This is a genomic window from Caballeronia sp. LZ003, assembly GCF_031451465.1.
In the GTDB taxonomy this organism is placed as follows: Bacteria; Pseudomonadota; Gammaproteobacteria; order Burkholderiales; family Burkholderiaceae; genus Caballeronia.
The window spans coordinates 2,844,079-2,868,362 of record NZ_JARUXJ010000001.1 but is presented as its reverse complement, the minus strand read 5'-3'; the positions used below and the strand labels follow the sequence as shown (position 1 = coordinate 2,868,362).

Genomic DNA, 24,284 nt, shown 5'->3' with positions numbered 1-24,284 from the left:
TTGAGCGGAGCAGCCGGTGAGCGAAATAGAAAGTCTACTTCCGTCGAGCGGGCCGCCATCGGGCTCGTTCGAAGCGTATCTCGCGCCGTACGCGGCGCATTCGGCGTTGTCGCGCGGACGCCGGTATGCCGAAGCGCCGCCTGCCGCCCGTACCGAATTCCAGCGCGACCGCGACCGCATCGTGCACTCCACTGCATTCCGGCGGCTCGAATACAAGACGCAGGTGTTCGTCAATCACGAAGGCGACCTCTTTCGCACGCGTCTCACGCATAGTCTCGAAGTCGCGCAGATCGCGCGTTCGGTCGCTCGCAATCTGAATTTGAACGAAGATCTGGTCGAAGCGATTTCGCTTGCGCACGATCTCGGCCACACGCCGTTTGGTCACGCGGGCCAGGACGCGCTCAACGAATGCATGCGCGATCACGGCGGCTTCGAGCACAATCTGCAAAGCCTCGCGGTGGTGGATCAGCTCGAAGAGCATTACGGCGCATTCGACGGCCTCAACCTCTGCTTCGAGACGCGCGAGGGCATTCTCAAGCATTGCTCGCGCGAAAATGCGCGCAAGCTCGGCGATCTCGGCGAACGCTTTCTCACGGGCAAGCAGCCGTCGCTCGAAGCGCAGATCGCCAATGTCGCCGACGAAATCGCCTACAACAATCACGATGTCGACGACGGCTTGCGCTCCGGCTTCATCACGCTTGAACAGCTTTCCGAAGTCAGCCTCTGGCATACGCATTTCGATGTGGCGCGCGCCGCGTATCCGGACATCGGCGGACGCAGGCTGATTCACGAGACCATTCGCAGCATCATCAATACGCTGATCGTCGATCTGATCGAGGCGACGAGCCGCAATCTCACGCGCGTGGCGCCGAAGTCCATCGACGATATCCGCAACGCGCCGCCGCTCGTCGCGCATAGCGATGAAATTGCCGCGCAAGCTGCCGCGCTCAAGCGTTTTCTGTTCAGGAACCTGTACCGGCACTATCGCGTGATGCGCATGGCAAACAAGGCGAAGCGCGTCGTGACGGGTCTCTTCGACGCGTTCACCGACGACCCGCGCCTGTTGCCGCCCGCTTATCAGGCGCGTCAGGCCGCAGTGGAGGAGTCGGCCAACGACGCGAGTTCAACCGGCCACGACAGCTCGCAGGCGCGGCTCGTCGCGCATTACATTGCGGGCATGACCGACCGCTATGCACTGAAGGAGTATCAACGCCTGTTTGTCATCGACAACAACTAATATCGCGCGTTTCAACGCGCAAGAATCAATTCAAGGAGACTTTCTCGATGAGACGCATGCCCTCGTTCCGCTCGATCGCAGCAGCTGCCGTGCTCGCGTTCGCCGGCAGCACCGCAGCGCAGGCCGCGACGGGAATCCAGTTTTGGCACGCCATGGAAGCCGCGCTCGGCGAGCGCGTCAACGACATGGCCAACGACTTCAACGCGTCGCAGAGCGATTACAAGATCGTCCCCGTGTTCAAGGGTACGTATGATCAGACGCTCGCGGCGGGCATCGCGGCGTTTCGCAGCGGCAACGCGCCCGCGATCCTGCAAGTCTACGAAGTCGGCACGGCAACGATGATGCAGGGCAAGAAAGCCGTCGTTCCGGTCTACGACGTCTTCAAGCAGGCAGGCGTGCCGCTCGACGAGAAGGCCTTCGTGCCGACCATCTCCGGTTACTACAGCGACGCGAAGACCGGCCATCTCATCTCGATGCCGTTCAACAGCTCCACGCCGGTTCTGTACTACAACAAGGACGCCTTCAAGAAGGCGGGACTCGACCCGAACCAGCCGCCGAAGACCTGGGCCGATGTCGAAACCGACGCAAAGAAGATCAAGGCCGCCGGTTACTCGTGCGGTTATTCGTCGGGCTGGCAAAGCTGGATTCAGCTCGAAAACTACAGCGCGTGGCATGCGGCGCCGTTCGCGACGAAGAACAACGGCTTCGACGGGCTCGACGCCAAGCTCGACTTCAACAAGCCGCTGCAAGTCGCGCATATCGCCTTCCTGCAGAAGATGGCGAAAGAAGGCAACTTCACCTACGTGGGCCGCAAGGACGAGCCGGTCTCGAAGTTCTATAGCGGCGATTGCGGCATCATCACGAACTCGTCGGGCTCGCGCGCGACCATCAACAAGTTCGCGAAGTTCGAATACGGCGTCGGCATGATGCCTTACGACGCGAACGTGAAGGGCGCGCCGCAGAACGCGATCATCGGCGGCGCGAGTCTCTGGGTGCTGTCGGGCAAGGACCCGGCCGTGTACAAGGGCGTCGCGAAGTTTCTCGCTTATCTGACTTCGCCGCCGGTCGCGGCGAAGTGGCATCAAGACACGGGCTATCTGCCGGTCACGCAAGCGGCCTACGAACTCACGCAGAAGCAGGGTTTCTACGACAAGAATCCCGGCGCGGATATCGCCATCAAGCAGATGCTGAACAGGCCGCCGCTCGCCTTCACCAAGGGTTTGCGTCTTGGCAACATGCCGCAGATTCGCACCGTCGTCGATGAAGAACTGGAGCAGGTCTGGGCGGAGAAGAAGACGCCGCAACAGGCGCTCGATTCTTCGGTTTCGCGCGGTGACGAACTGCTGCGCCGCTTCGAAAAGAGCGGTGGTTAAGCGCCCATGACGCAGCGCGCCCGCGTGTTTCTCGCGGGCGCCGTTTCAGGAAACATCGATGGAAAAACGGTCTCGTTTCGATACGAGCGTCCTGCCGTATCTGCTCGTTGCGCCTCAGCTCGCGATCACCGCGCTGTTCTTTCTGTGGCCGGCGGGCGAAGCGCTCTGGCAATCCACGCAGAGTCAGGACGCGTTCGGCACGTCGAGCGAATTCGTCGGCCTCGCGAACTTCAAGCAGCTTTTCGCGGACCCGCTTTATCTGTCGTCGTTCAATACGACGATGATCTTCTGCGCGCTCGTTACCGTGTCGGGACTCGTGATCTCGCTGCTGCTCGCCGCGTGCGCCGACCGCGTGACGCGCGGCGCGAAAGCGTATCAGACGCTGCTCATCTGGCCATATGCCGTCGCGCCCGCGATTGCGGCGGTGTTGTGGTCGTTTCTGTTCAACCCGAGCATCGGGCTCGTGACATATGCGCTCGCGAAGCAGGGCATCGTGTGGAACCACGCGCTGAACGGCACGCAAGCCATGTTTCTCGTCGTGCTCGCGTCGGTGTGGAAGCAGGTCAGCTACAACTTCCTGTTCTTCTATGCGGGACTTCAGGCAATTCCGCAGTCGCTGATCGAAGCCGCGGCCATCGACGGAGCCGGTCCCGTGCGACGCTTTTTCGGCATTGCGCTGCCGCTGCTTTCGCCGACGAGTTTCTTCCTGCTCGTCGTGAATCTGGTCTATGCATTCTTCGACACCTTCCCCGTGATCGACGCCGCCACCGGCGGCGGCCCGGCGCAGTCGACCAAGACACTCATCTACAAGATTTTCGCGGAAGGCTTTCAGGGTCTCGACATCGGTAGTTCGGGCGCGCAATCGGTCGTGCTGATGGTGATCGTCGTTGCGTTGACCATCGTGCAGTTCCGCTTCGTCGAACGCAGGGTGCAATATTCATGATCGAGAACCGACGCGGCTTCGATATCTTCTGTCACGCGGTGCTGCTCGTAGGCGTCGCGCTGATCGTGTTTCCGGTGTATGTCGCGTTCTGCGCGGCCACGATGAATTCGAAGGAAGTCTTCACCGTGCCGCTCTCGCTCGTGCCGAGCACGCATCTCTTCGAAAACGTGGCGAACATCTGGACGCACGGCAGCGGCAACGCGGCGGCGCCTTTCGGACGCATGCTGATCAACAGCCTCGTGATGGCGCTCGTGATCTCCATCGGCAAGATCGCGGTGTCGATCATCTCGGCGTATGCGATCGTGTTCTTCCGCTTTCCGTTCAAGAACTTAGCGTTCTGGCTGATCTTCGTCACGCTCATGCTGCCGGTGGAGGTGCGTATCTTCCCGACGGTGCAGGTCGTGTCGTCGATGCATCTGTCGAACACGTACGCCGGGCTGACGCTGCCGCTCATTGCATCGGCGACCGCGACCTTTCTGTTCCGCCAGTTCTTCATGACGCTGCCGGACGAACTGATGGAAGCGGCGCGCATCGACGGCGCGGGGCCGCTGCGTTTCTTCTGGGATGTCGTGCTGCCGCTGTCGAAGACGAACATCGCGGCGCTCTTCGTCATCACGTTCATCTACGGCTGGAATCAGTATTTGTGGCCGATTCTCATCACCAACGAGCAGTCGCTGCAAACCGCGGTGGTGGGCATAAAGAGCATGATCGCATCGGGCGATACCGCGACCGAGTGGCATCTCGTCATGACCGCGACCTTGCTCGCCATGTTGCCGCCGCTCGCGGTCGTCCTGACGATGCAGCGCTGGTTCGTGCGCGGCCTCGTCGATTCGGAAAAATAACCCAACCACCTTGGCATGACGCCCGAGAACAGAAAGCGTCCGCTCGGGCTCAAACGGGAGACTTCAGACATGATTCTCGAAATCGCGCAGTTGCCGGTCATGGCCGGCGAGGAAAGCGCATTCGAAGCCGCTTTCGACGAAGCGCAAAAGATCATCGCGGCGCAGCCGGGCTATCGTTCGCATGAGCTCGTGCGCGGGGCGGACGCCGGCAACGGCTCGCAATACGTGTTGCTCGTGCGTTGGGATTCGGTCGCGGCGCATGATCCGGGCTTTCGGCAATCGGCGGGTTACCAGCAATGGCGCGCGCTGCTGCATCGCTTCTATGAGCCGGGCATCGCGGTCGCGCATTTCGCGACGGTGTGCGGCGCGCTGCGGGACTGATCGATGGCTGCGTTGAATCTCAAGGCGGTCAGGAAAAGCTACGACGGCAAGAACTTCGTGCTGCATGGCATCGACGTGGCAATCGCGGATGGCGAGTTCGTCGTCATGGTCGGTCCTTCGGGCTGCGGAAAATCGACGTTGCTGCGCATGGTCGCGGGGCTCGAAAGCGTGTCCGAGGGCGAGATCCAGATCGGCGGCAAGGTCGTCAACAAGCTGGAGCCAAAGGATCGCGACATCGCGATGGTGTTCCAGAACTACGCGCTCTATCCGCATATGAGCGTCGCGCAGAACATGGCTTACGCGCTCAAGATCGGCGGCGCGGATCGCGCGACTATCGAGAGCCGCGTGGCGAATGCGGCGCGCATTCTCGAACTTGAACCGCTGCTCGCGCGCAAGCCGCGCGAACTGTCGGGCGGGCAGCGTCAGCGCGTTGCCATGGGCCGCGCGATCGTGCGCGAACCGGCCGTGTTCCTCTTCGACGAACCGCTCTCGAATCTCGACGCCAAACTGCGCGTGCAAATGCGTCTCGAGATTCAACGGCTTCACGCGCGACTCGCAACCACGAGCCTTTACGTTACGCACGACCAGATCGAAGCGATGACGCTCGCGCAACGCGTCATCGTCATGAACAAGGGACACGCCGAGCAGATCGGCGCGCCGACCGAAGTCTACGAGCGGCCGGCGACGGTGTTCGTCGCGAGCTTCATCGGCTCGCCCGCGATGAATCTGCTCGAAGGGCGCTTGTCGGAAAACGGCTCGACGTTCGAGGTGGCGGACGGCGGACCGAAGCTGCCGGTTGCGGGCGCTGCCGGTTTGAACGGCACGATGCACGGCCGCGAGTGGATCATCGGCCTTCGTCCCGAGCATATGACACCGGGCATCGTCGGCGCGGCGAGCGCGACGCTCGATGTCGATTCCACCGAGCTGCTCGGCGCCGACAATCTCGCGCACGGCAAATGGGGCAAGCACGACGTGGCGGCGCGTTTGCCGCATACGCACCGGCCGCAGCGTGGCGAAAAGCTGGCGGTGTCCGTGCCGCCGCAACATCTGCATTTCTTCGATCCGGCGAGCGGTCGGCGCGTCAACTGAAGGGAGTATCCGCGATGAGAACCTGGCCTTATCCCGCAATCGTCGCGCATCGCGGCGGCGGCAAGCTCGCGCCCGAGAACACGCTCGAAGGCATCGACGAAGGCGCGCGGCGCGGTCTGCGCATGATCGAATTCGATGCGAAGCTCTCGGCCGACAATGTGGTTTTTCTGCTGCACGACGATGACGTCGATCGCACGTCGAACGGTCATGGACCCGCACGCTCGATGACTTACGCACAGATCCGTGCACTCGATGCGGGCTCGTGGTTCGGCAAGCCATTCGCGGGCGCGCATATGCCGACGCTCGCTGAAGTACACGCGCGTTGCACGGAACTCGACATGGCGGCAAACGTGGAAATCAAGCCGTGTCCTGGACGCGAAGTCGAGACGGGTGAGCTTGTCGCGCGTGAGGCGGCGCGCTTGTGGGCGAGTGCGGAACCGGCGCCGTTGTTGTCGTCGTTTTCTTACGAGGCGCTGGAGGCCGCGCGCGACGCGGCACCAGAGCTTCCTCGCGGCATGCTGTACGAGGAGGTTCCGGTCGACTGGCGCGAACAGACGTCGGCACTCGCATGCGTGTCGCTGCATGCGAGTCACCGGCACTTGAGCGAAGCACTCGTTCGCGAAATCAAGGACGCGGGCTTGCGCGTACTTGCCTATACACCGAATGAACCTGAGCGCGTGAAGTTGCTCGCCCAATGGGGAGTCGATGCGATCTGCACGGATCGCATCGATATCATTGGTGCGGATTTTCTTGCGGGAAGTTGAACGACGCGCGCGGCGCCATTCATACTGGCGCCGCTCGTTCGGTCAGCGAGCGCGGGCCAGCAAAACGCCCGCGACGAGCGCCAGGCCGCCGACAAGTGCAATCGTCTGCCAGGGCTTTTCGTGCAGATACGCGTCGGCGTCGTCTAGGGCAGCGCCGGCGCGTTGTCGGAGCGCGGCGTGCGTGTCGTTCAAACGGGAACGTGCGCCGTCCAGTTGCGAACTGATTTGCTTGCGCAAGATGGCGGCATCGGCCGATGCGCCGTTCGACAGCGTTTCTTCAAGATCGGAAAGCAGCGCGCGCAACTCGCCGCTGATGTCCTCGGCGGCATCACGGCCATGACGCGCCATACGGCGCGCACGGCGGTTGGTGCTGCTCCAGGAATCTCCGATGGCGTCTCGCGTGTTAGGCAATGCGTTCATAGATCGCTCCGTCGATGGATGAATCGTGGATGGATGACCACACCGCTCGCGAAGAGCGGGAAATCGATGATGCAGCAAATTCGATGCCCATGAGCGCGCACGGTCGTGTCACCAGCAAGACTGTCGGTGAACGGCGTTGCTACAGCGTAATAAATGCGCAAGCTCCGCAAATGCGCGGGTCACATTTACAAGAGCCGGTAAAATCAAACGCCGCCACGCTTCATGCATGGCGGCGCTTTTATTTGCATGCCCGCAAATAAAATTTTGGGAACGCCGTGGTTAATCCAGTGTTCTTAGAAACGATAGCCGACACGCAAATAAGTCACGATGGGATTCAACGTGATCTTCGCTTTCGACTGCACGTTCAACGTGCCAACCGGCGTCTGCGCTTGCGAGTTCAAAGTCGCCGTTGCCTTCAACGGAATGAACGACACGGAAAAACCCGCGAACCAATGCTCCGTGAAGTTATAGACGGCGCCCACGTTGAACACCGGCGCCCACGAACTATCCGTGTCGACGGAGGTCGGACCATGCAGGACGTTGCCTTCGAACGATGAGTTCGTGATCTTGGCGTCGGTGAACCAGGTGCGCGTTACGCCAATGCCGACGAACGGACGAAACTTCGCTTGAGGAGCATTAAAGAAGTATTTGAAAAGCAGCGTTGGGCTCCATTGTTTCGCGCTGCCGAGCTTGCCATATTGCGAGAACGAGCCTGTGCCTTCGAGGTCGAAGGAGGGCGGAATGCCCATTTCGAATTCCGCCGCAATGTGGTCGGTGGCAAAGTAACCAAGCGTGAAGCCTGCCGTATCCGCGCTTGAAATGCCGGCGCCCGTGCCCTGTACGTCGATATTGACGGGAGATCCGCCTACACTTGTCTCTTTGAGCGGGCCGCTGCTGTCTTGCGGGGCGAAGTGAAACCAGCCAGCGGTTGCGTAGAAGGAACCCGCCGACTGTGCGTGCGCCGCGCTGGCTACACACGCAAATGCCGCTGCTCCCACCATGACTTGTTTTATTTTCAATTTGTGCTCCTCCAGAAAAGCACGCTCATTATGAGCATAAGATTTCAAAGTAACCATAGCGTCGCCGTAGAGCATTTTCCCTAAGACGTGTGCGGCGTTGGAATCGTGTTGCATGGCATTTGCATGTGTTTCGTCCACGCTGCCTCAACATCTCCACAAGGTCCCCGATTGGGGTAACACAAACGCGACCAATGGAATATCCAGAATGGCACGGCTTGCACGACTTTATGTTCCCGATCAGCCGCAGCATGTCATCCTGCGCGGTCTCGACCAGCAACCTGCCTTCGTCGACGACCAGGACTACGAGCTTTTCATCGACTGCTTGAGAACTGCATCACGTGATCATCATCTTTCCATTCATGCATATGCGTTGATGCCGCAGGCGGTGCATCTGCTTGTCACGCCGCGCGACGAATCGAGCCTTCCGAAGGCGATGCAGGCAGTCGGGCGTCGTTACGTGGCGCATTTCAATCGCCGTTACACGCGGCGCGGGACGTTGTGGGAAGGGCGATATCGCGCAACGGTCATCGAGGGTGAACGTTATTTCCTGCTTGCCACGCGCGTGGTTGAAACCGCGCCGGTTCGCGCGGGTCTGGTTGCCGTGCCGCAGGACTACAAGTGGTCGAGTTTTCGGCACCATATAGGGCTGACGCTCGACGGACTGATCACCGACCATCCGCTTTTCTGGTCGCTCGGCAACACGCCGTTCGAACGCCAGCATGCATACAAGGAGTTGTGCGATCAGCCGCTCGACGAGCGTGAGGCCAATCGTCTCCTGCAAGCCACTCTGAAAGGCTGGGTGCTCGGCAGCGATGCGTACCGCGATTGGGCATCGCGTGCGGCGAACCGGCGCGTGTCGCCATTGCCGCGCGGACGGCCGCGTAAAGTGCGCGAGACGCCCCAATCTCAATAACCACGGGCATCGCGGAAAACGACGCTTGAAAGGACGGCGGCACGAAGATTCGGGCGCGCCGTTTTTTTTTGCCCAATATCGATATGGAACCAATATTTTGGGGCATGCGTGCACCATATCGATAATTAGTGACGCATCATCATATTTTATTTGCCATCTCTTTGATTGGTCGCGTATATTTCGATTTCCGGCGGTTTTTGCGGCGCAGCGCGCCCGTTGCGCGACCGGCTTCGCGGCTTCCAAGTTGAAATAAACGCCGCGGGCGACATAAAAAATGGTTCAACGGCCGAGTCGGCCCCTCACAGTAGAGACGGTGTCCCCATGAACGATCATCAGCAACCGGCAGTCGGTTCGCCTCCCGCCGCGCAGGGCATGTATGACCCTGCCAACGAACATGACGCCTGCGGCGTCGGTTTCGTTGCCCATATCAAGGGGAAAAAGAGCCACGAGATCATTCAGCAGGGTCTCAAGATCCTCGAGAATCTCGATCACCGTGGCGCCGTCGGCGCCGATCCGCTCATGGGCGACGGCGCGGGCATTCTGATTCAGGTTCCGGACGGCTTCTATCGCGAAGAGATGGCCAAGCAAGGCGTGACTTTGCCGCCTGCCGGCGAATACGGCGTCGGCATGATCTTCCTGCCGAAGGAACATGCTTCGCGGCTCGCGTGCGAACAGGAACTGGAACGCACGGTGAAGGCGGAAGGCCAGGTCGTGCTCGGTTGGCGCGACGTCCCGGTCGACGGCAACATGCCTATTTCTCCGACCGTGAAGGCGAGTGAGCCGCTCATCCGCATGATCTTCATCGGGCGCGGCAAGGACATCGTCGTGACGGATGCGCTCGAGCGGAAGCTCTACATCATCCGCAAGACGGCGAGCCACCGCATTCAGGCGCTCAAGCTCAAGCACGGCAAGGAATACTTCGTGCCGTCCATGTCGTCGCGCACGGTCGTCTACAAGGGCCTGCTGCTGGCCGGTCAGGTCGGCGTGTATTACCGCGACCTGCAGGACGAGCGCGTGGTCTCGGCGCTTGCGCTCGTGCACCAGCGCTTCTCGACCAACACGTTCCCGGCGTGGGAACTGGCTCACCCGTATCGCATGATTGCGCACAACGGTGAAATCAACACCGTGAAGGGCAACGTCAACTGGCTGAACGCGCGCACCGGCGCGATCGCCTCCTATGTGCTCGGCGACGATCTGCCCAAACTCTGGCCGCTGATTTATCCCGGCCAGTCGGACACGGCTTCGTTCGACAACTGCCTCGAACTTCTCGTGATGGCGGGCTATCCGCTCGTCCACGCCATGATGATGATGATTCCCGAGGCATGGGAACAGCACACGCTCATGGACGACAACCGCCGCGCGTTCTACGAGTATCACGCAGCGATGATGGAGCCGTGGGACGGTCCCGCCGCCATCGCGTTCACGGACGGCCGCCAGATCGGCGCCACGCTCGACCGTAACGGCCTGCGTCCGGCGCGCTATCTCATCACCGACGACGACCTCGTGATCCTCGCGTCGGAATCGGGCGTGCTGCCTATCCCGGAATCGAAGATCGTCAAGAAGTGGCGTCTGCAGCCGGGCAAGATGTTCCTGATCGACATGGAACAAGGCCGCATCATCGAGGACAAGGAGCTCAAGGACAACCTCGCGAACGCGAAGCCGTACAAGAGCTGGATCGACGCCGTGCGTATCAAGCTCGACGAAATCGAGCCGAAGGCGGAAGACGTCGAAACGCAGCGTCGCGAAGCCGCCGCGCTGCTCGACCGTCAGCAGGCGTTCGGCTATACGCAGGAAGACCTCAAGTTTCTGATGGCGCCCATGGCGCAGTCGGGCGAAGAGGCCGTGGGCTCGATGGGCAACGACTCGCCGCTCGCGGTCATGTCCGGCAAGAACAAGACGCTCTATCACTACTTCAAGCAGTTGTTCGCGCAAGTGACCAACCCGCCGATCGATCCGATCCGCGAGAACATGGTGATGTCGCTGGTCTCGTTCGTCGGTCCTAAGCCGAATCTGCTCGACACGACCAACATCAACCCGACGATGCGTCTCGAAGTGTCGCAGCCCGTGCTCGACTTCAAAGACATCGCGAAGATTCGCGCCATCGACAAATACACCGGCGGCAAGTTCAGCTCGTACGAACTGAACATCTGCTATCCGGTGGCTTGGGGCAAGGAAGGCGTGGAAGCATGCATTGCGTCGTTGTGCGCCGAAGCTGTCGATGCCGTGAAGTCCGGTTACAACATGCTGATCGTGTCCGACCGCAAGATGGACCGCGACAATGTCGCGATTCCGGCGCTGCTCGCCACGTCGGCCATCCACTCGCATCTCGTGCAGCATGGTCTGCGCACGAGCACGGGTCTCGTCGTCGAAACCGGGTCGGCGCGCGAGACGCATCACTTCGCGCTGCTCGCGGCGTACGGCGCGGAAGCCGTTCACCCGTACCTCGCGCTGGAAACGCTCGCCAACATGGCGGAAGGCTTCAAGGGCGATCTGTCGGCCGAGAAGGTCATCTACAACTTCACGAAGGCGGTCGGCAAGGGCTTGTACAAGGTCATGTCGAAGATGGGCATTTCCACTTACATGTCCTACACCGGCGCACAGATTTTCGAAGCGGTCGGCTTGTCCTCCGAGCTCGTGGAGAAGTATTTCCGTGGCACGGCGTCCAAGGTCGGCGGCATCGGCATCTTCGACGTGGCGGAAGAAGCCATTCGCCTGCATCGCGATGCCTTCGGCGACAACCCGGTTCTCGCGAACATGCTCGATGCGGGCGGCGAATACGCTTATCGCGTGCGCGGCGAAGAGCATATGTGGACGCCGGATGCCATCGCCAAGCTGCAACACTCGGCGCGCAGCAACTCGTATCAGACGTACAAGGAATACGCGCATCTGATCAACGACCAGACGAAGCGTCACATGACGTTCCGTGGTCTCTTCGAGTTCAAGCTCGACCCGTCGAAGGCCATTCCGCTAGACGAAGTGGAGCCGGCGAAGGACATCGTGAAGCGTTTTGCGACCGGCGCGATGTCGCTCGGCTCCATCAGCACGGAAGCGCACGCCACGCTCGCGGTCGCCATGAACCGTATCGGCGGCAAGTCGAACACGGGCGAAGGCGGCGAGGACGAGAAGCGCTACCGGAACGAACTGCGCGGCATTCCGATCAAGACCGGCGACACGCTCAAGTCCCTGATCGGCGATGAAATCGTCACCGACGTCGCGTTGAAAGACGGCGATTCGCTGCGCTCGAAGATCAAGCAGGTTGCATCGGGCCGCTTCGGCGTGACGGCGGAATATCTGTCGTCGGCGGATCAGATTCAGATCAAGATGGCGCAAGGCGCGAAGCCGGGCGAAGGCGGTCAACTGCCGGGCCACAAGGTTTCCGACTATATCGGCAAGCTGCGTTACTCGGTGCCGGGCGTCGGTCTCATTTCACCGCCGCCGCACCACGATATCTATTCGATCGAAGACCTGGCGCAGCTCATTCACGATCTCAAGAACGTGAATTCCGCGGCGAGCATTTCGGTGAAACTGGTGTCCGAAGTGGGCGTCGGCACCATCGCTGCGGGTGTGGCGAAGGCAAAGGCGGATCACGTCGTGATCGCGGGCCATGATGGCGGCACGGGTGCATCGCCCTTGTCGTCGCTGAAGCACGCGGGCACGCCATGGGAACTCGGTCTTGCCGAAACGCAGCAGACGTTGGTGCTGAACCGTCTGCGCGGCCGTATCCGCGTGCAGGCCGACGGCCAGATGAAGACCGGCCGCGATGTCGTGATCGGCGCGCTGCTCGGCGCGGATGAATTCGGCTTCGCGACGGCGCCGCTCGTCGTCGAAGGCTGCATCATGATGCGCAAGTGCCATCTGAACACGTGCCCGGTCGGCGTCGCGACGCAAGATCCGGTGCTGCGCGCGAAGTTCACTGGCCAGCCGGAACACGTCGTCAACTTCTTCTTCTTCATTGCGGAAGAAGTGCGCGAGATCATGGCGCAACTGGGTATTCGCAAGTTCGAGGATCTGATCGGCCACGCCGAACTGCTCGACACGAAGAAGGGCGTCGAACACTGGAAGGCAAAGGGTCTCGACTTTTCGCGCGTGTTCTATCAAGTGCCGGTGGGCGCGGAAGTCGCGCGCAAGCACGTCGATGTGCAGGACCACGGTCTGGACAAGGCGCTCGATCACGTGTTGATCGAGAAGTCGAAGGCGGCGATCGAGAAGGGCGAGCACGTTTCGTTCATCCAGCCGGTGCGCAACGTGAACCGCACGGTCGGCGCCATGCTGTCCGGGTTGATCGCGAAGAAGTACGGCCACGACGGTTTGCCCGACGACTCCATCCATATCCAGTTGAAGGGCACGGCGGGCCAGAGCTTCGGCGCGTTCCTCGCCAAGGGCGTGACACTCGACCTCGTCGGCGACGGTAACGACTATGTCGGCAAGGGCATGTCGGGCGGGCGCATCATCATTCGCCCGACCAACGACTTCCGTGGCAAGTCCGAGGAGAACATCATCTGCGGCAACACGGTGATGTACGGCGCTATCGAAGGCGAGTCGTACTTCCGTGGCGTGGCGGGCGAGCGCTTCTGCGTGCGTAACTCGGGCGCGACGGCAGTCGTCGAAGGCACGGGCGATCACGGCTGCGAATACATGACGGGCGGCACGGTGGTCGTGCTCGGCGAGACGGGCCGTAACTTCGCGGCGGGCATGTCGGGCGGCGTCGCGTTCGTGTTCGATCCGGACGGCACGTTCGGCGCCAAGTGCAACAAGACCATGGTGGCGCTCGATCCGGTGCTGCAACAGGCCGAACAGGAGCGCACGGTGGATCGCGCGCTGTGGCATGCCGGCAAGACCGACGAAGCGCTGCTCAAGGGTTTGATCGAGCGTCACTTCCAGTTCACCGGATCGCCGCGTGCCAAGGCGCTGCTCGAGAACTGGGATGCGTCGCGCCGTCAGTTCGTGAAGGTGTTCCCGACCGACTACAAGCGCGCGCTCGGCGAGATCGGCGCGAAGAAGGCAAAGGACGCACTCGCGGCCTGAGCGGTCTCACTATAGAAGAGCTCTCCGGTACGCCGGAGAGCGAGTTCCTCACCAAATACAGAGAAAGAAGAGAACCACATGGGCAAGGCAACCGGTTTTCTCGAGTTCGAACGCCGCCACGAGGCGTACGAAGCACCGCTGACCCGCGTCAAGCATTACAAGGAATTCGTCGCCGCGCTGACCGATGAAGACGCCAAGGTTCAGGGCGCGCGCTGCATGGACTGCGGCATTCCGTTCTGCAACAACGGTTGTCCGGTGAACAACATCATTCCGGACTTCAACGATCTCGTGTTCCGTCAGGACTGGAAGAGCGCGATCGAAGTGCTGCATTCGACCAACAACTTCCCCGAGTTCACGGGACGCATTTGTCCGGCGCCGTGCGAGTCGGCTTGCACGCTCGGTATCAATGACGATCCGGTGGGCATCAAGTCGATCGAGCACGCGATCATCGACAAGGCGTGGACCGAAGGCTGGGTCGCGCCGCAGCCGCCCAAACACAAGACCGGCAAGAAGGTTGCGGTGGTCGGCTCCGGTCCCGCCGGGCTCGCGGTCGCGCAGCAACTGGGACGCGCCGGTCACGACGTGGTTGTGTTCGAAAAGAACGATCGCATTGGTGGTTTGCTGCGTTATGGCATTCCCGACTTCAAGCTGGAGAAGTGGCTGATCGACCGCCGCATGCGCCAGATGGAAGCGGAAGGCGTGTCGTTCCGCACCAACGTGTTCATCGGCAAGGACGCGCTGCCGGGGCACATCGGCAATACGGCCAAGGAAACCATCACGCCGGACGAACTGAAAGAACAGTTCGATGCGGTCGTGGTGGCGGGCGGTTCGGAAACGCCGCGCGATCTGCCGGTGCCGGGGCGCGAGCTGGAAGGCATCTATTACGCGATGGAATTCCTGCCGCAGCAGAACAAGGTTAACGCAGGCGACAAGCTCGCGGAGCAACTGGTCGCGAAGGGCAAGCATGTCGTCGTGATCGGCGGTGGCGACACGGGTTCGGATTGCGTCGGCACCTCGAACCGGCATGGCGCTAAGGGCGTGGTGCAGTTCGAACTGCTCGCGCAGCCGCCCGAGGAAGAGAACAAGCCGCTCGTGTGGCCCTACTGGCCGATCAAGCTGCGTACGTCGTCGTCGCATGAAGAGGGTTGCGAGCGTGACTGGTCGGTTGCGACGAAGCGTTTCGAAGGCAAGAACGGCAAGGTCGAGAAGCTGATCGCGGTGCGCGTCGAGTGGAAGAACGGCAAGATGCAGGAAGTGCCGAACAGCGAGTTCGAGCTGAAGGCCGACCTCGTGCTGCTCGCCATGGGCTTCACGCAGCCAGCTTCGCCGGTGCTGGATGCGTTTGGCGTCGACAAGGACGCGCGCGGTAACGTGCGCGCCTCGACCGAAGGTGACAAAGCGTATTACACGTCGGTGGACAAGGTGTTTACCGCGGGCGATATGCGGCGCGGTCAGTCGCTCGTGGTGTGGGCGATTCGCGAAGGGCGCCAGTGCGCGCGGTCGGTGGATGCGTATTTGATGGGCAGTAGCGAATTGCCGCGATAAGAGAGCGGGGTTGATGGGAGAAAAGGGCGGGCCTTTGGGGTTCGCCCTTTTTTGTTGGCGGGGTTATGCCGTTCTCAGGCGATGGCGGATTTTCTTTTCGAGTGCGCCTTTCGCGTCGAGCGAGTCCACCATGTCGTTGGCGGCGTTCATCAAACGACGTAAATCACCGCTTGGTAACGCGCTGGCATCCTGAAAAACCACGATCGAATCGAACGACTCGATGTGCTGATCGATATGCTGAAGGACGATAGTTGCCAGCCGCGCTCGTTCCCGCGTGGCGACACCGAATACGAAAAGAGGTGCGCGGCCGCCTCTGAGCGAGAAGTCGATTGGGTAGTCAGCGGCGTCGGGAACTTGCGGCGCCAGATAGTTCTCGAGCACGTTGTCTACTCCGACAATCTCTATCAGATGACGCTTCAGGTCGTCGGAAAAAGTCGATGCGACACGTGACTTGTTCCATGTCTTTAGGTCGTTGACGCGCACCAAGGCTTGATCATAGCGAAGCAAAGACATGCCGAGTGAAGTTTCGTCTGACTCGGACACGATCTGCCCATCTTCTCCAAGGCGCGCGCCGTATTCCGCCAGCATCTTGTCCAGCAGCACACGGCGTGGACCGCGCGTGAGAAGAGTAGCGTCGGAGTCGTAGGAAATGCGCATCAACGTCGTGCCCGCATCTTCGATGAGCCAGCCGCCCATCGTTTGACGAAGCCAGACCGTCACGTAGTCGCCATCCGGTTCCAGCAGCGGCATGGACAAGCGAAGCGCATCACCGTCTTGTGCCACGTCCAGCTCGGAACACCATGACTCGCAGAGCAGTCGTTTAACCGTATCAGGTGCGTCGCGCAGCATGTCAGAACTCGAGCTCGGATTGAAACGGGTTGTAGTCAAGCAAGTCGACGCTGCAATCCCTGCAGAGACAATCAAATGCTCCCTCAACCGAATTGTAGTCGTAGACCGATTCAGCATAGCCGTCCGGATCGTGGCCGGCACGCATGTATCGTTCGGTGGCGACATGCTTGTGACAGCCTAAGGGAACCTTGACGCGCTCGATAACATTTCTGTGCCCGTGATAAGGACCGTTGTAACGCACGAGCACAAGGGTTGCATCAGGTGACCACACACGCGCGAGACCGACTGAAAACGCACTGGCTCTGGTCAGCGAGACGCGAAGAAAGAGCCGATAAACCTGTGTCATATCGCGTGCATCGTGGAGCACGTAATTCTTTTCGCGGTGACCGCCTTTCGTTACCCACCGCGCCCCCTTGTTGACGATGGATTTTGGCGCGTGGCGCATCGATGCGAGATCGTCGTCTGTCAGTAGAAGGAAGTCCATCGATTATTTGTGACTGTCTGCCGTAACGCTTCGAAGTCTATGACGTCGCGCGCAGGGCAAGTTACTCACCGCCACAAATAAGAAAAACCGCACCCACAATTGCTCGCGGATGCGGTTCTTCATTCAGCAAGAGACGGAATCAAGCCTCCGCCATCGTCCTCTCTATCTCGATCCGATAATCATGGAACAGCGCCACCGACTCCCGGTGCGCAACGCTCAAAATCGCCGCCTTCGGCAAACGTTCGACGAGCGTGTTATAGATATGCAGTTCGTTATCCGCATCGAGCGCGCTGGTGGCTTCGTCGAGGAACAGGAAGTCGGGCTTGTGCAGCAGCACGCGCGCGGCGGCAAGACGCTGTTGCTCGCCCGGCGACAAGCTGCGCGCCCAGTGCGCACTTTCTTCCAGGCGGTCGCCATACTCGGCCAGATTGCACAGACGCAGCGCCTCGCGCGATTCCTCGTCGGTGAAGGTGCCACCCGGCGACGGATAGCTCAACGCCGCGCGCAGCGTACCGATCGGCAGATAGCTCACTTGCGGGATAAACAGCATCTTCGCGTCGACGGGTGCGTCGATACTACCGTCGCCAAACGGCCAAAGGCCCGCCAGAGCCCGCATCAGCGTGCTCTTGCCCGCGCCCGACGGCCCGACTATTAGCCAGCGCGATCCCGGTTCTATCGTCACGTCGCCCACGCGCGAAAGCGGCGTGCCATTCGGCAGTGCGAGCGCAAGCCCCTTGGTCTTCAGCGCTTTCGTGCTCGTGTAATGCAGGTTGATACCGCCATGCGCCGTTGCCGGCGACGTTTCCTCGCGGATATGCGTCGAGCGCATCACACGCTTGAATTCGCGCAGACGATTCACCGTGGCGCGCCATTCGACCAAGGTCGAGTAACTGTTGATGAACCAGGAGAACGAATCGCTGACCGTGCCGAACGCCGATGAAATCTGCATCAAGACGCCGAACGAGAACGCGCCCGCGAAGTAGCGCGGCGCGGCAACCATGATTGGGAAGATGATGGCGATCTGTCCGTAGAAACTGAGCACGAAGGTCATGCGCTTCGTGTACTTCATGATCATCCACCAGTTGTCGCGAATGCGCTGGAAGATGGTCTTCGCGTTGGCCGTCTCGGTGGCGATGCCATCGTAAAACGCGATCTGCTCGGCATTCTCGCGCACGCGAATCAGCCCGAAGCGGAAATCGGCCTCGACCTTCTGTTGCTGGTAGTTGATCGACACCAGCGGATGTCCGACCTTCTGGATGATGACCGAGCCGATGATCGCGTAAAGCGCCGCCGCCCAGACCATGTAGCCGGGAATGACAAGCGGCGTGCCGAATGCCGTGATGGTCAGCGCGCCCGCGAGCGTCCACAAAATGGTGATGAACGTGACGAGCGTGACTAGCGTGGAAAGCAGATCGAGCGACAGAGACAGCGTGGTGGTCGCGAAGGATTGCAGGTCGTCGCTGATCCGCTGGTCGGGGTTATCGGCGAGACGGTCGCGTTCTATGCGGTAAAAAGCGCGGTCGCCGAACCACTGTTCGAGATACTTGTTGGTCAGCCACTGGCGCCAGCGGAAGCCGAGCATCTGCCGCAGATACCTCCCATAAACCGCGAGCAGAATGTACGCGAAGGCGAGGCCGGTGAAGACCAGCAGAAGGTGCGGAAAGTCGTGGACGTTCTTGTTCTGCAGCGCGTTGTAGAACGCCGCGCTCCAGCTGTTGAGCCGCACGTTGATCCATACGACCGTCATGTTGATCGCGATGATGGCAACAAGCAGACCCCATGCGAAGCCGCGCTCCTCCGAGACCCAGTAGGGCTTGATGAGGCTCCACGCAGAGACCGTGTCGGCTTGTTGCTGCGTGTTTTCCGGTTGAGAATTGGCCATGACCTTCCTGATGATATGCCGGTCCGAGTTACGAATGGACGCACCGCGCCGCGATACTCACACGCGCAGCCTCTTTCCTGTCCCGCAGATTGTTCAGAGGTTCCCTTAACTGCCGCTTAATTCCGTGCTCATTCGCACAACCATGCGGAGAACCATGCTCGCGGCATTGTGCCAGAGTGCCGACCGAGGCGACCAAAGGCGGGGAATCCCGGTTTGCAGCGGCTTTGGCTTTCATGGTCTAATGATCTTCGACGAAACAGGGGTGCTTCGCGCGCGATGTCATCGAATTATCGGTGTGCTGGCGCGGCGAGGCTGAGAGAGACCCTTTGCACCCGATCCGGGTAATACCGGCGAGGGAAGTTTCCGGAGAACGCGCGGCCGTCGCGCCTTTCCTCCAGGTTCTTCCATCATCTTTCTTTTCCGCCTGGCGCGCGTTGTTTGCGCTGCCGCTGCCGGGCCGGTCTCTCCTCTGCAAGTTTTGTCTTCGCGTTCGTGCGTTTGCTGCACGGCGTTATCAGTCGTGGATAAGACCGGAGCGGCGCCCAGCCTCGTTTCGATCGACAGGAGACATCGGAAAAGTGAACACGATCCATCAGCCCGCCGCGCGCCGGCCAGACTTCGCCGTCATCGGCGGAGGACTCGTCGGGCGGCTCGTGGCGTGGCAACTCGCGGGCGCGGGCCACGGCGTCGCGCTATACGAGCGCGGCGACGAGGCGGGCACGCAGTCGGCTGCGTGGGTGGCCGCCGCGATGCTCGCGCCGCTCGCCGAGGCGACGAGTGCGGAGCCGCTCGTCGTCGAACTCGGCGCGGCGTCGCTGGAACGCTGGCCGGGGCTCATCGCCGATTTGCCCGAGCCGGTTTACTTTCAGCGCAACGGCACGCTCGTCGTCTGGCACGGCGCGGATCGCGCGGAAGCGCCGCTATTCGAACGCAGGTTGCGCGCCAACGCGCCTGCGAGCTTGCTCGATGGCGGCTTCGTCAAGCTCGCGGGCGCGGAAGTCGCGCAAGCGGAACCCGCGCTCGGCACGCGTTTCGCGCAAGGCTGGCTGCTGCCGCACGAAGGTCAACTCGACAATCGTCAGGCGCTTCGAGCGCTCGCGGCCGGACTTGGGGCGCGCGGCGTGCGCACGCACTGGAATTCTCCGGTCGATGCTCTGCCCGACGCGCGCTGGATCATCGATTGCCGTGGGCTGGGCGGCAAAACGGCGTGGCCCGCGTTGCGTGGTATTCGCGGGGAAGTGGCGCGCGTGCATGCGCCGGGCATCGGGTTGTCGCGGCCGGTGCGGCTGCTGCATCCGCGTTATCCGCTGTATATCGCGCCGAAAGAGGACGATCTTTACGTGATCGGCGCGACCGAAGTCGAAGGCGAGGACATGTCGCCCGTGAGCGTGCGCTCGGCGCTGGAACTGATGAGTGCGGCATTCGCGGTGCATCCGGGTTTCGGCGAGGCGCGCATCCTCGAACTCAATTCTCAGTGCCGGCCGACGCTGCCGGATCATCGGCCGGCCATCGTCTGGGACGGGGCGCGGACCGTGCGCGTGAACGGCCTGTATCGGCACGGCTTCATGATCGCGCCGGAAGTCGCCGATGCCGCCTGCGCACTCGCCCAAGCCATCGCGGGCGGAACCGTCGCGGACGCCGCATCGTTCGCGGATTATCGCGGCGGCGCGCGCTGGTCCGAACTTCTGCATAGCGAACCGGCCATCGCGGCCGCGCTCTAGTCATCGAAAGTCAAAGCCATGAACATCCACATCAATCAGCGCGAATTCAGTCTGACCGATGCCGCCACCGTCACCGACGCGCTCGCCGTATTCGGCGCCAAACCGCCGTTCGCGGTCGCGCTCAACGGACAGTTCGTCGCGCGCGGCGAGCACGGCACGAAGACGCTTCGAGCCGGCGACAAGCTCGACGTCGTGTCGCCCGTCGCGGGCGGCTGAATCTATCGAATCCGAAGGATCGAATCATGACCTCACACACCGCCGCCCATAGTCTTACGCTCTACGGCCAGACGTTCCCGAGCCGTGTGCTGCTCGGCACATCGCGTTATCCGTCGCTGCAATCGCTTTCGGATTCCATCGATGCCGCGCGGCCCGGCATGGTGACCGTCGCGCTGCGCCGTCAGTCCGAGACTGGCGAGGCCGGTTTTTTCGAAGTCCTCAAGCGTCACGGCGTCGCGCTGCTGCCAAACACGGCGGGCTGCCAGAGCGTCGATGAAGTGCTGACCACCGCCTACATGGCGCGCGAGGTTTTCGACACGCCGTGGATCAAGCTGGAACTGATCGGCGACGACTACACGTTGCAGCCCGACCCGATCGGCCTCGTCGAAGCGGCGGGCAAGCTCGTGCGCGACGGCTTCAAGGTGCTGCCTTATTGCACCGAGGATCTCGTGATCGGCCGCCGTCTGCTCGATGCCGGCTGCGAGGCGTTGATGCCCTGGGGCGCGCCCATCGGCACCGGCAAGGGCGTGACCAATCCCTACGGTCTGCGCACGTTGCGCGAGCGGCTGCCAGACGTGCCGCTGATCGTCGATGCAGGCCTCGGCGTGCCCTCGCATGCGTGCCAGGTGATGGAGTGGGGTTTCGACGGTGTGCTCTTGAACACCGCCGTGTCGCAGGCGACCTTTCCGTCGCAGATGGCGCGCGCGTTCGCCCTGGGTGTCGAAGCCGGGCGCACGGCGTTTCTCGCCGGTCCGATGGCCGAGCGCGACAGCGCGCAGGCCAGCACGCCGGTCGTTGGCATGCCGTTCTGGCATCAGGACGGAGGTGCTGCATGAGCTTGCTCGGACACGAAGTTTTCTGGCCGCCGGCGGATGAGTTGACCGAAGTCGCCGAACGTATCCGCGCGCGGCTCGGCGAGTGGCCCGCGCCGCCAACGCGCTGGCGCATCTGCCTGACCGTGCCGGATACGCCAAGTGCGCAGGATCTGCTCGTCGTCAACGAGCCATACGCCGCGGGCAATGCGACGGTGCTGGAAGCGTACGAACATCGCGTGATATTGCTGCATGCAGGCGCGCGCCACGTTCTCGAAGGCGAGCGTTCCGACGACTGGCTGGCTGCGCTGGCGGCGTTCCTCGACTGCAATTTCGAACCGCACGATGCGCTCGTCCTGGCAATGGCATGGCGCGCCGGCGACGAACAGAAAGAAGACGCGTGGCCAAGCGACTTCGACACGTTCCCGCGCGTCGGCGATCTTCCACCCGCGCCGGAGCCTGCTTTTCCCGCTTGCCCGGACAAGCTCGGTCTTTACCCCGTCTTGCCGAGCGCGAATTGGGTCGAACGCGTGCTGGACCTTGGCGTGCGCACGGCGCAGTTGCGCCGCAAGACCACCGACGCAGCGGACCTTCACGGCGAAATCGAGCGTTCGGTCGTGGCGGGGCAGCGGCATCAGGCGCAGCTTTTCATCAACGATCACTGGCGCGAAGCGATCGCCGCACGCGCTTACGGCGTGCATCTCGGTCAGGAAGATGTCGAAACCGCCGATCTGCAGGCAATCGCGCAAGCCGGGTTGCGCCTCGGACTTTCGACGCACGGCTATTACGAGATGCTTCGCGCGCTGCACTTCCGGCCGAGCTATCTCGCGCTCGGCGCGGTGTTTCCCACCACGACGAAAGTCATGCCCACCAAACCGCAAGGCCTGGCGCGGCTTACACGCTACGTAAAGCTTCTGAAAGGACGTGTGCCGCTCGTCGCGATCGGCGGTATCGACGGCAAGGTATTGCCCGAGGTGCTGGCGACCAGCGTAGGAAGCGCTGCTGTCGTGCGTGCCGTGACAGAAGCGGCGGACACCGAAGCCGCCGTCGAGTCGCTACAACAAAGCTTTGCAAATCAAGGGTAAATGTTCTGAAAATCATATCGGGTAGAGCGTAGGTAAAGCACCGATTGCGCGCAGGCCCTATAATTCGGCCTCTTGCGTCCAAGGAATTTCTTACCTCGTGCCAGCTTTCCCCGAGCCCCTGCTAGAGCTTCGCGACGTCGATTTCGGTTACGGTAATCGGCCCGTTCTCTCGAACCTGAACATGCGTTTCACGCGTGGTCAGGTGGTTGCGGTCATGGGTGGCTCCGGCTGCGGCAAGACGACAACCTTACGGTTGATCGGCGGGCTGGTGAAAGCCAGCCGCGGTCAGGTGCTGTTCGCGGGCAAGGACGTCGGCACGCAATCGCGCGACGGTCTTTACGCGCTGCGCCGCCGGATGGGCATGCTGTTTCAGTTCGGCGCGCTGTTCACCGACCAGACCGTGTTCGAGAACGTCGCGTTTCCGCTGCGGGAACACACGGATCTGCCGGAAGAGCTCATCCGCGATCTCGTCCTGATGAAGCTCAACGCGGTCGGCCTGCGTGGCGCGCGCGATCTCGCGCCGTCGGAGATTTCCGGCGGCATGGCGCGCCGCGTCGCGCTTGCCCGCGCCATCGCGCTCGATCCCGAACTAATGATGTACGACGAGCCGTTCGCCGGTCTCGATCCCATCTCGCTCGGCATAACCGCGCAACTCATCCGCACGCTCAACGACGCTCTCGGCGCCACGTCCATTCTCGTTTCGCACGATGTGCCCGAGTCGTTCGCCATTGCGGACTACGTGTACTTCGTCGCGAACGGCGGCATTCACGCGGAAGGCACGCCGGAGCAATTACGCGCGTCGGAAGACCCGACCGTGCGTCAGTTCATCGACGGCACGCCGGACGGTCCCTTCAAGTTTCATTACGCGAGCCAGCCGCTCGCGGCGGATTTCGGCATCGGAGGAAAAGCATGATCAGCGCACTCGGACGCTGGGTGCTCGACGGTTTCGGAACCGCCGGTTATGCAATGCGCATGCTGTTGCGCCTCGTACTCGAATTCTTCCCGCTTTTGCGGCGGCCGCGTCTCGTCACGAAGCAAATTCACTTCGTCGGCAATTATTCGCTTGTCATCATCGCGGTGTCGGGCCTGTTCGTCGGCTTCGTACTCGGGCTGCAGGGTTATTACACACTGAACCGCTATGGTTCGGAGCAGGCGCTCGGACTGCTCGTCGCGCTTTCGCTCGTGCGCGAGCTCGGGCCGGTCGTCACGGCGCTGTTGTTCGCCGGCCGCGCGGGTACGTCGCTGACCGCCGAGATCGGTTTGATGAAGGCGGGCGAACAACTCACGGCAATGGAAATGATGGCCGTCGATCCCATGAAAGTGGTGGTCGCGCCGCGCATGTGGGCGGGCATCATCGCCATGCCCGTGCTGGCGGCCATTTTCAGCGCGGTCGGCATAATCGGCGGGTATGTGGTCGGCGTGTTGCTGATCGGCGTGGATTCCGGCGCGTTCTGGTCGCAGATGCAAGGCGGCGTGGACGTGTGGCGCGATGTCGGCAATGGCGTCATCAAGAGCATCGTGTTCGGCTTCGCGGTGACGTTCATCGCGTTGTTCCAGGGCTACGAAGCACGGCCTACGCCGGAAGGCGTGTCGCGCGCGACCACGAAGACGGTCGTGTACGCGTCGCTCGCGGTGCTCGGCCTCGATTTCCTGCTGACCGCGTTGATGTTCAGCTGATGTCCAG

At 61.7% G+C, this 24,284-nt stretch carries 21 protein-coding genes, 1 pseudogene and 1 riboswitch; of the genes and pseudogenes, 17 read left to right on the top strand and 5 right to left on the bottom strand.

The genetic code is table 11. From position 1 onward, the window contains the following. Nucleotides 1-70: 70 nt before the first annotated feature. The 7 genes and pseudogenes from QCE79_RS12950 to ugpQ form a co-directional block, all read left to right on the top strand. Nucleotides 71-1,237 (top strand): annotated as a pseudogene (locus tag QCE79_RS12950) (deoxyguanosinetriphosphate triphosphohydrolase); the annotation flags it as partial. A 47-nt stretch (nt 1,238-1,284) separates the two neighbouring features. Then, a complete protein-coding gene (ugpB, locus tag QCE79_RS12945; RefSeq protein WP_309844606.1) occupies nt 1,285-2,610 on the top strand; it encodes a sn-glycerol-3-phosphate ABC transporter substrate-binding protein UgpB in 1,326 nt (441 codons plus the stop codon). A 58-nt stretch (nt 2,611-2,668) separates the two neighbouring features. Beyond that, entirely contained in the window at nt 2,669-3,553 is an 885-nt protein-coding gene (ugpA, locus tag QCE79_RS12940; protein ID WP_244826404.1) for a sn-glycerol-3-phosphate ABC transporter permease UgpA, read from the top strand. Next, entirely contained in the window at nt 3,550-4,395 is an 846-nt protein-coding gene (ugpE, locus tag QCE79_RS12935; protein ID WP_244826403.1) for a sn-glycerol-3-phosphate ABC transporter permease UgpE, read from the top strand. Before ugpA ends, ugpE begins: the two co-directional genes overlap by 4 nt. Before the next feature lie 69 nt (nt 4,396-4,464). Further along, a complete protein-coding gene (locus QCE79_RS12930; protein WP_244826402.1) occupies nt 4,465-4,776 on the top strand; it encodes an antibiotic biosynthesis monooxygenase in 312 nt (103 codons plus the stop codon). Between the two features lie 3 nt (nt 4,777-4,779). Then, the gene (locus tag QCE79_RS12925) at nt 4,780-5,865 is read left to right on the top strand and encodes a sn-glycerol-3-phosphate import ATP-binding protein UgpC (protein ID WP_309844603.1); all 1,086 of its coding nucleotides are present in this window, start codon (nt 4,780-4,782) and stop codon (nt 5,863-5,865) included. A 14-nt stretch (nt 5,866-5,879) separates the two neighbouring features. Next, nucleotides 5,880-6,629 carry a glycerophosphodiester phosphodiesterase gene (gene ugpQ / locus QCE79_RS12920; protein WP_309844600.1) on the top strand — a complete coding sequence of 250 codons (750 nt, stop codon included), beginning with the start codon at nt 5,880-5,882 and terminating at the stop codon, nt 6,627-6,629. 42 nt (nt 6,630-6,671) lie between these two features. Here the strand turns inward: ugpQ and QCE79_RS12915 are convergent, their stop codons facing one another. Then, nucleotides 6,672-7,049 (bottom strand): YqjD family protein, encoded by a 378-nt coding sequence (locus QCE79_RS12915; protein ID WP_244826399.1) that lies wholly within the window; start codon nt 7,047-7,049, stop codon nt 6,672-6,674. Between the two features lie 29 nt (nt 7,050-7,078). Here QCE79_RS12915 and QCE79_RS12910 point away from each other — a divergent pair, with 29 nt between their 5' ends. Then, nucleotides 7,079-7,309, top strand: a complete 231-nt coding sequence (locus QCE79_RS12910; RefSeq protein ID WP_309844595.1) for a hypothetical protein — start codon at nt 7,079-7,081, stop codon at nt 7,307-7,309. A gap of 33 nt (nt 7,310-7,342) precedes the next feature. Here the strand turns inward: QCE79_RS12910 and QCE79_RS12905 are convergent, their stop codons facing one another. After that, nucleotides 7,343-8,050, bottom strand: coding sequence for an OmpW family protein (locus QCE79_RS12905; RefSeq protein ID WP_370652139.1), 708 nt, complete (start codon nt 8,048-8,050; stop codon nt 7,343-7,345). A gap of 223 nt (nt 8,051-8,273) precedes the next feature. Between QCE79_RS12905 and QCE79_RS12900 the strand changes: the two genes are divergently transcribed. The 3 genes from QCE79_RS12900 (at nt 8,274) to QCE79_RS12890 (ending at nt 15,551) form a co-directional block, all read left to right on the top strand. After that, nucleotides 8,274-8,981: a transposase gene (locus QCE79_RS12900; RefSeq protein ID WP_250509568.1), complete on the top strand. Its 708-nt coding sequence runs from the start codon at nt 8,274-8,276 to the stop codon at nt 8,979-8,981. A gap of 321 nt (nt 8,982-9,302) precedes the next feature. Continuing rightward, complete coding sequence (locus tag QCE79_RS12895) at nt 9,303-14,006, top strand: glutamate synthase-related protein (RefSeq protein WP_244826395.1); 4,704 nt, start codon at nt 9,303-9,305, stop codon at nt 14,004-14,006. Nucleotides 14,007-14,084: 78 nt separating this feature from the next. Beyond that, the gene (locus tag QCE79_RS12890) at nt 14,085-15,551 is read left to right on the top strand and encodes a glutamate synthase subunit beta (protein ID WP_250465834.1); all 1,467 of its coding nucleotides are present in this window, start codon (nt 14,085-14,087) and stop codon (nt 15,549-15,551) included. A gap of 63 nt (nt 15,552-15,614) precedes the next feature. Here QCE79_RS12890 and QCE79_RS12885 read toward each other — a convergent pair whose 3' ends face one another. The 3 genes from QCE79_RS12885 to QCE79_RS12875 form a co-directional block, all read right to left on the bottom strand. Then, entirely contained in the window at nt 15,615-16,400 is a 786-nt protein-coding gene (locus tag QCE79_RS12885) for a DUF1828 domain-containing protein (protein ID WP_309844585.1), read from the bottom strand. Between the two features lies 1 nt (nt 16,401). Further along, the gene (locus QCE79_RS12880; protein WP_309844582.1) at nt 16,402-16,884 is read right to left on the bottom strand and encodes a hypothetical protein; all 483 of its coding nucleotides are present in this window, start codon (nt 16,882-16,884) and stop codon (nt 16,402-16,404) included. Nucleotides 16,885-17,023: 139 nt separating this feature from the next. Continuing rightward, nucleotides 17,024-18,766, bottom strand: coding sequence for an ABC transporter ATP-binding protein/permease (locus tag QCE79_RS12875; protein ID WP_309844579.1), 1,743 nt, complete (start codon nt 18,764-18,766; stop codon nt 17,024-17,026). Nucleotides 18,767-19,014: 248 nt separating this feature from the next. Then, nucleotides 19,015-19,142: riboswitch (TPP riboswitch) on the top strand. Nucleotides 19,143-19,344: 202 nt separating this feature from the next. Here QCE79_RS12875 and QCE79_RS12870 point away from each other — a divergent pair. The 6 genes from QCE79_RS12870 to mlaE all read left to right on the top strand — a co-directional run bounded on the left by QCE79_RS12870 (nt 19,345) and on the right by mlaE (nt 24,277). Next, nucleotides 19,345-20,487 (top strand): FAD-dependent oxidoreductase, encoded by a 1,143-nt coding sequence (locus QCE79_RS12870; protein ID WP_309844576.1) that lies wholly within the window; start codon nt 19,345-19,347, stop codon nt 20,485-20,487. Nucleotides 20,488-20,505: 18 nt separating this feature from the next. Further along, complete coding sequence (thiS, locus tag QCE79_RS12865) at nt 20,506-20,703, top strand: sulfur carrier protein ThiS (RefSeq protein ID WP_250509565.1); 198 nt, start codon at nt 20,506-20,508, stop codon at nt 20,701-20,703. 26 nt (nt 20,704-20,729) lie between these two features. Continuing rightward, on the top strand, nt 20,730-21,539 hold the full coding sequence (locus tag QCE79_RS12860; protein ID WP_309844573.1) for a thiazole synthase: 810 nt from the start codon (nt 20,730-20,732) through the stop codon (nt 21,537-21,539). Continuing rightward, nucleotides 21,536-22,600, top strand: a complete 1,065-nt coding sequence (gene thiE / locus QCE79_RS12855; protein WP_250509563.1) for a thiamine phosphate synthase — start codon at nt 21,536-21,538, stop codon at nt 22,598-22,600. Before QCE79_RS12860 ends, thiE begins: the two co-directional genes overlap by 4 nt. A gap of 97 nt (nt 22,601-22,697) precedes the next feature. After that, entirely contained in the window at nt 22,698-23,513 is an 816-nt protein-coding gene (locus QCE79_RS12850) for an ABC transporter ATP-binding protein (RefSeq protein ID WP_244826386.1), read from the top strand. Beyond that, nucleotides 23,510-24,277, top strand: a complete 768-nt coding sequence (gene mlaE, locus QCE79_RS12845) for a lipid asymmetry maintenance ABC transporter permease subunit MlaE (protein ID WP_244826385.1) — start codon at nt 23,510-23,512, stop codon at nt 24,275-24,277. Before QCE79_RS12850 ends, mlaE begins: the two co-directional genes overlap by 4 nt. The last annotated feature ends 7 nt before the right edge of the window (nt 24,278-24,284 follow it).

What these genes read in the sequence shown, in the direction of transcription:
- ugpB (WP_309844606.1), top strand. Translation starts at nt 1,285, where the DNA reads ATGAGACGCATGCCCTCGTTCCGCTCGATCGCAGCAGCTGCCGTGCTC.
- ugpA (WP_244826404.1), top strand. Translation starts at nt 2,669, where the DNA reads ATGGAAAAACGGTCTCGTTTCGATACGAGCGTCCTGCCGTATCTGCTC.
- ugpE (WP_244826403.1), top strand. Translation starts at nt 3,550, where the DNA reads ATGATCGAGAACCGACGCGGCTTCGATATCTTCTGTCACGCGGTGCTG.
- QCE79_RS12930 (WP_244826402.1), top strand. Translation starts at nt 4,465, where the DNA reads ATGATTCTCGAAATCGCGCAGTTGCCGGTCATGGCCGGCGAGGAAAGC.
- QCE79_RS12925 (WP_309844603.1), top strand. Translation starts at nt 4,780, where the DNA reads ATGGCTGCGTTGAATCTCAAGGCGGTCAGGAAAAGCTACGACGGCAAG.
- ugpQ (WP_309844600.1), top strand. Translation starts at nt 5,880, where the DNA reads ATGAGAACCTGGCCTTATCCCGCAATCGTCGCGCATCGCGGCGGCGGC.
- QCE79_RS12915 (WP_244826399.1), bottom strand. Translation starts at nt 7,049, where the DNA reads ATGAACGCATTGCCTAACACGCGAGACGCCATCGGAGATTCCTGGAGC.
- QCE79_RS12910 (WP_309844595.1), top strand. Translation starts at nt 7,079, where the DNA reads ATGGATGACCACACCGCTCGCGAAGAGCGGGAAATCGATGATGCAGCA.
- QCE79_RS12905 (WP_370652139.1), bottom strand. Translation starts at nt 8,050, where the DNA reads ATGGTGGGAGCAGCGGCATTTGCGTGTGTAGCCAGCGCGGCGCACGCA.
- QCE79_RS12900 (WP_250509568.1), top strand. Translation starts at nt 8,274, where the DNA reads ATGGCACGGCTTGCACGACTTTATGTTCCCGATCAGCCGCAGCATGTC.
- QCE79_RS12895 (WP_244826395.1), top strand. Translation starts at nt 9,303, where the DNA reads ATGAACGATCATCAGCAACCGGCAGTCGGTTCGCCTCCCGCCGCGCAG.
- QCE79_RS12890 (WP_250465834.1), top strand. Translation starts at nt 14,085, where the DNA reads ATGGGCAAGGCAACCGGTTTTCTCGAGTTCGAACGCCGCCACGAGGCG.
- QCE79_RS12885 (WP_309844585.1), bottom strand. Translation starts at nt 16,400, where the DNA reads ATGCTGCGCGACGCACCTGATACGGTTAAACGACTGCTCTGCGAGTCA.
- QCE79_RS12880 (WP_309844582.1), bottom strand. Translation starts at nt 16,884, where the DNA reads ATGGACTTCCTTCTACTGACAGACGACGATCTCGCATCGATGCGCCAC.
- QCE79_RS12875 (WP_309844579.1), bottom strand. Translation starts at nt 18,766, where the DNA reads ATGGCCAATTCTCAACCGGAAAACACGCAGCAACAAGCCGACACGGTC.
- thiS (WP_250509565.1), top strand. Translation starts at nt 20,506, where the DNA reads ATGAACATCCACATCAATCAGCGCGAATTCAGTCTGACCGATGCCGCC.
- QCE79_RS12860 (WP_309844573.1), top strand. Translation starts at nt 20,730, where the DNA reads ATGACCTCACACACCGCCGCCCATAGTCTTACGCTCTACGGCCAGACG.
- thiE (WP_250509563.1), top strand. Translation starts at nt 21,536, where the DNA reads ATGAGCTTGCTCGGACACGAAGTTTTCTGGCCGCCGGCGGATGAGTTG.
- mlaE (WP_244826385.1), top strand. Translation starts at nt 23,510, where the DNA reads ATGATCAGCGCACTCGGACGCTGGGTGCTCGACGGTTTCGGAACCGCC.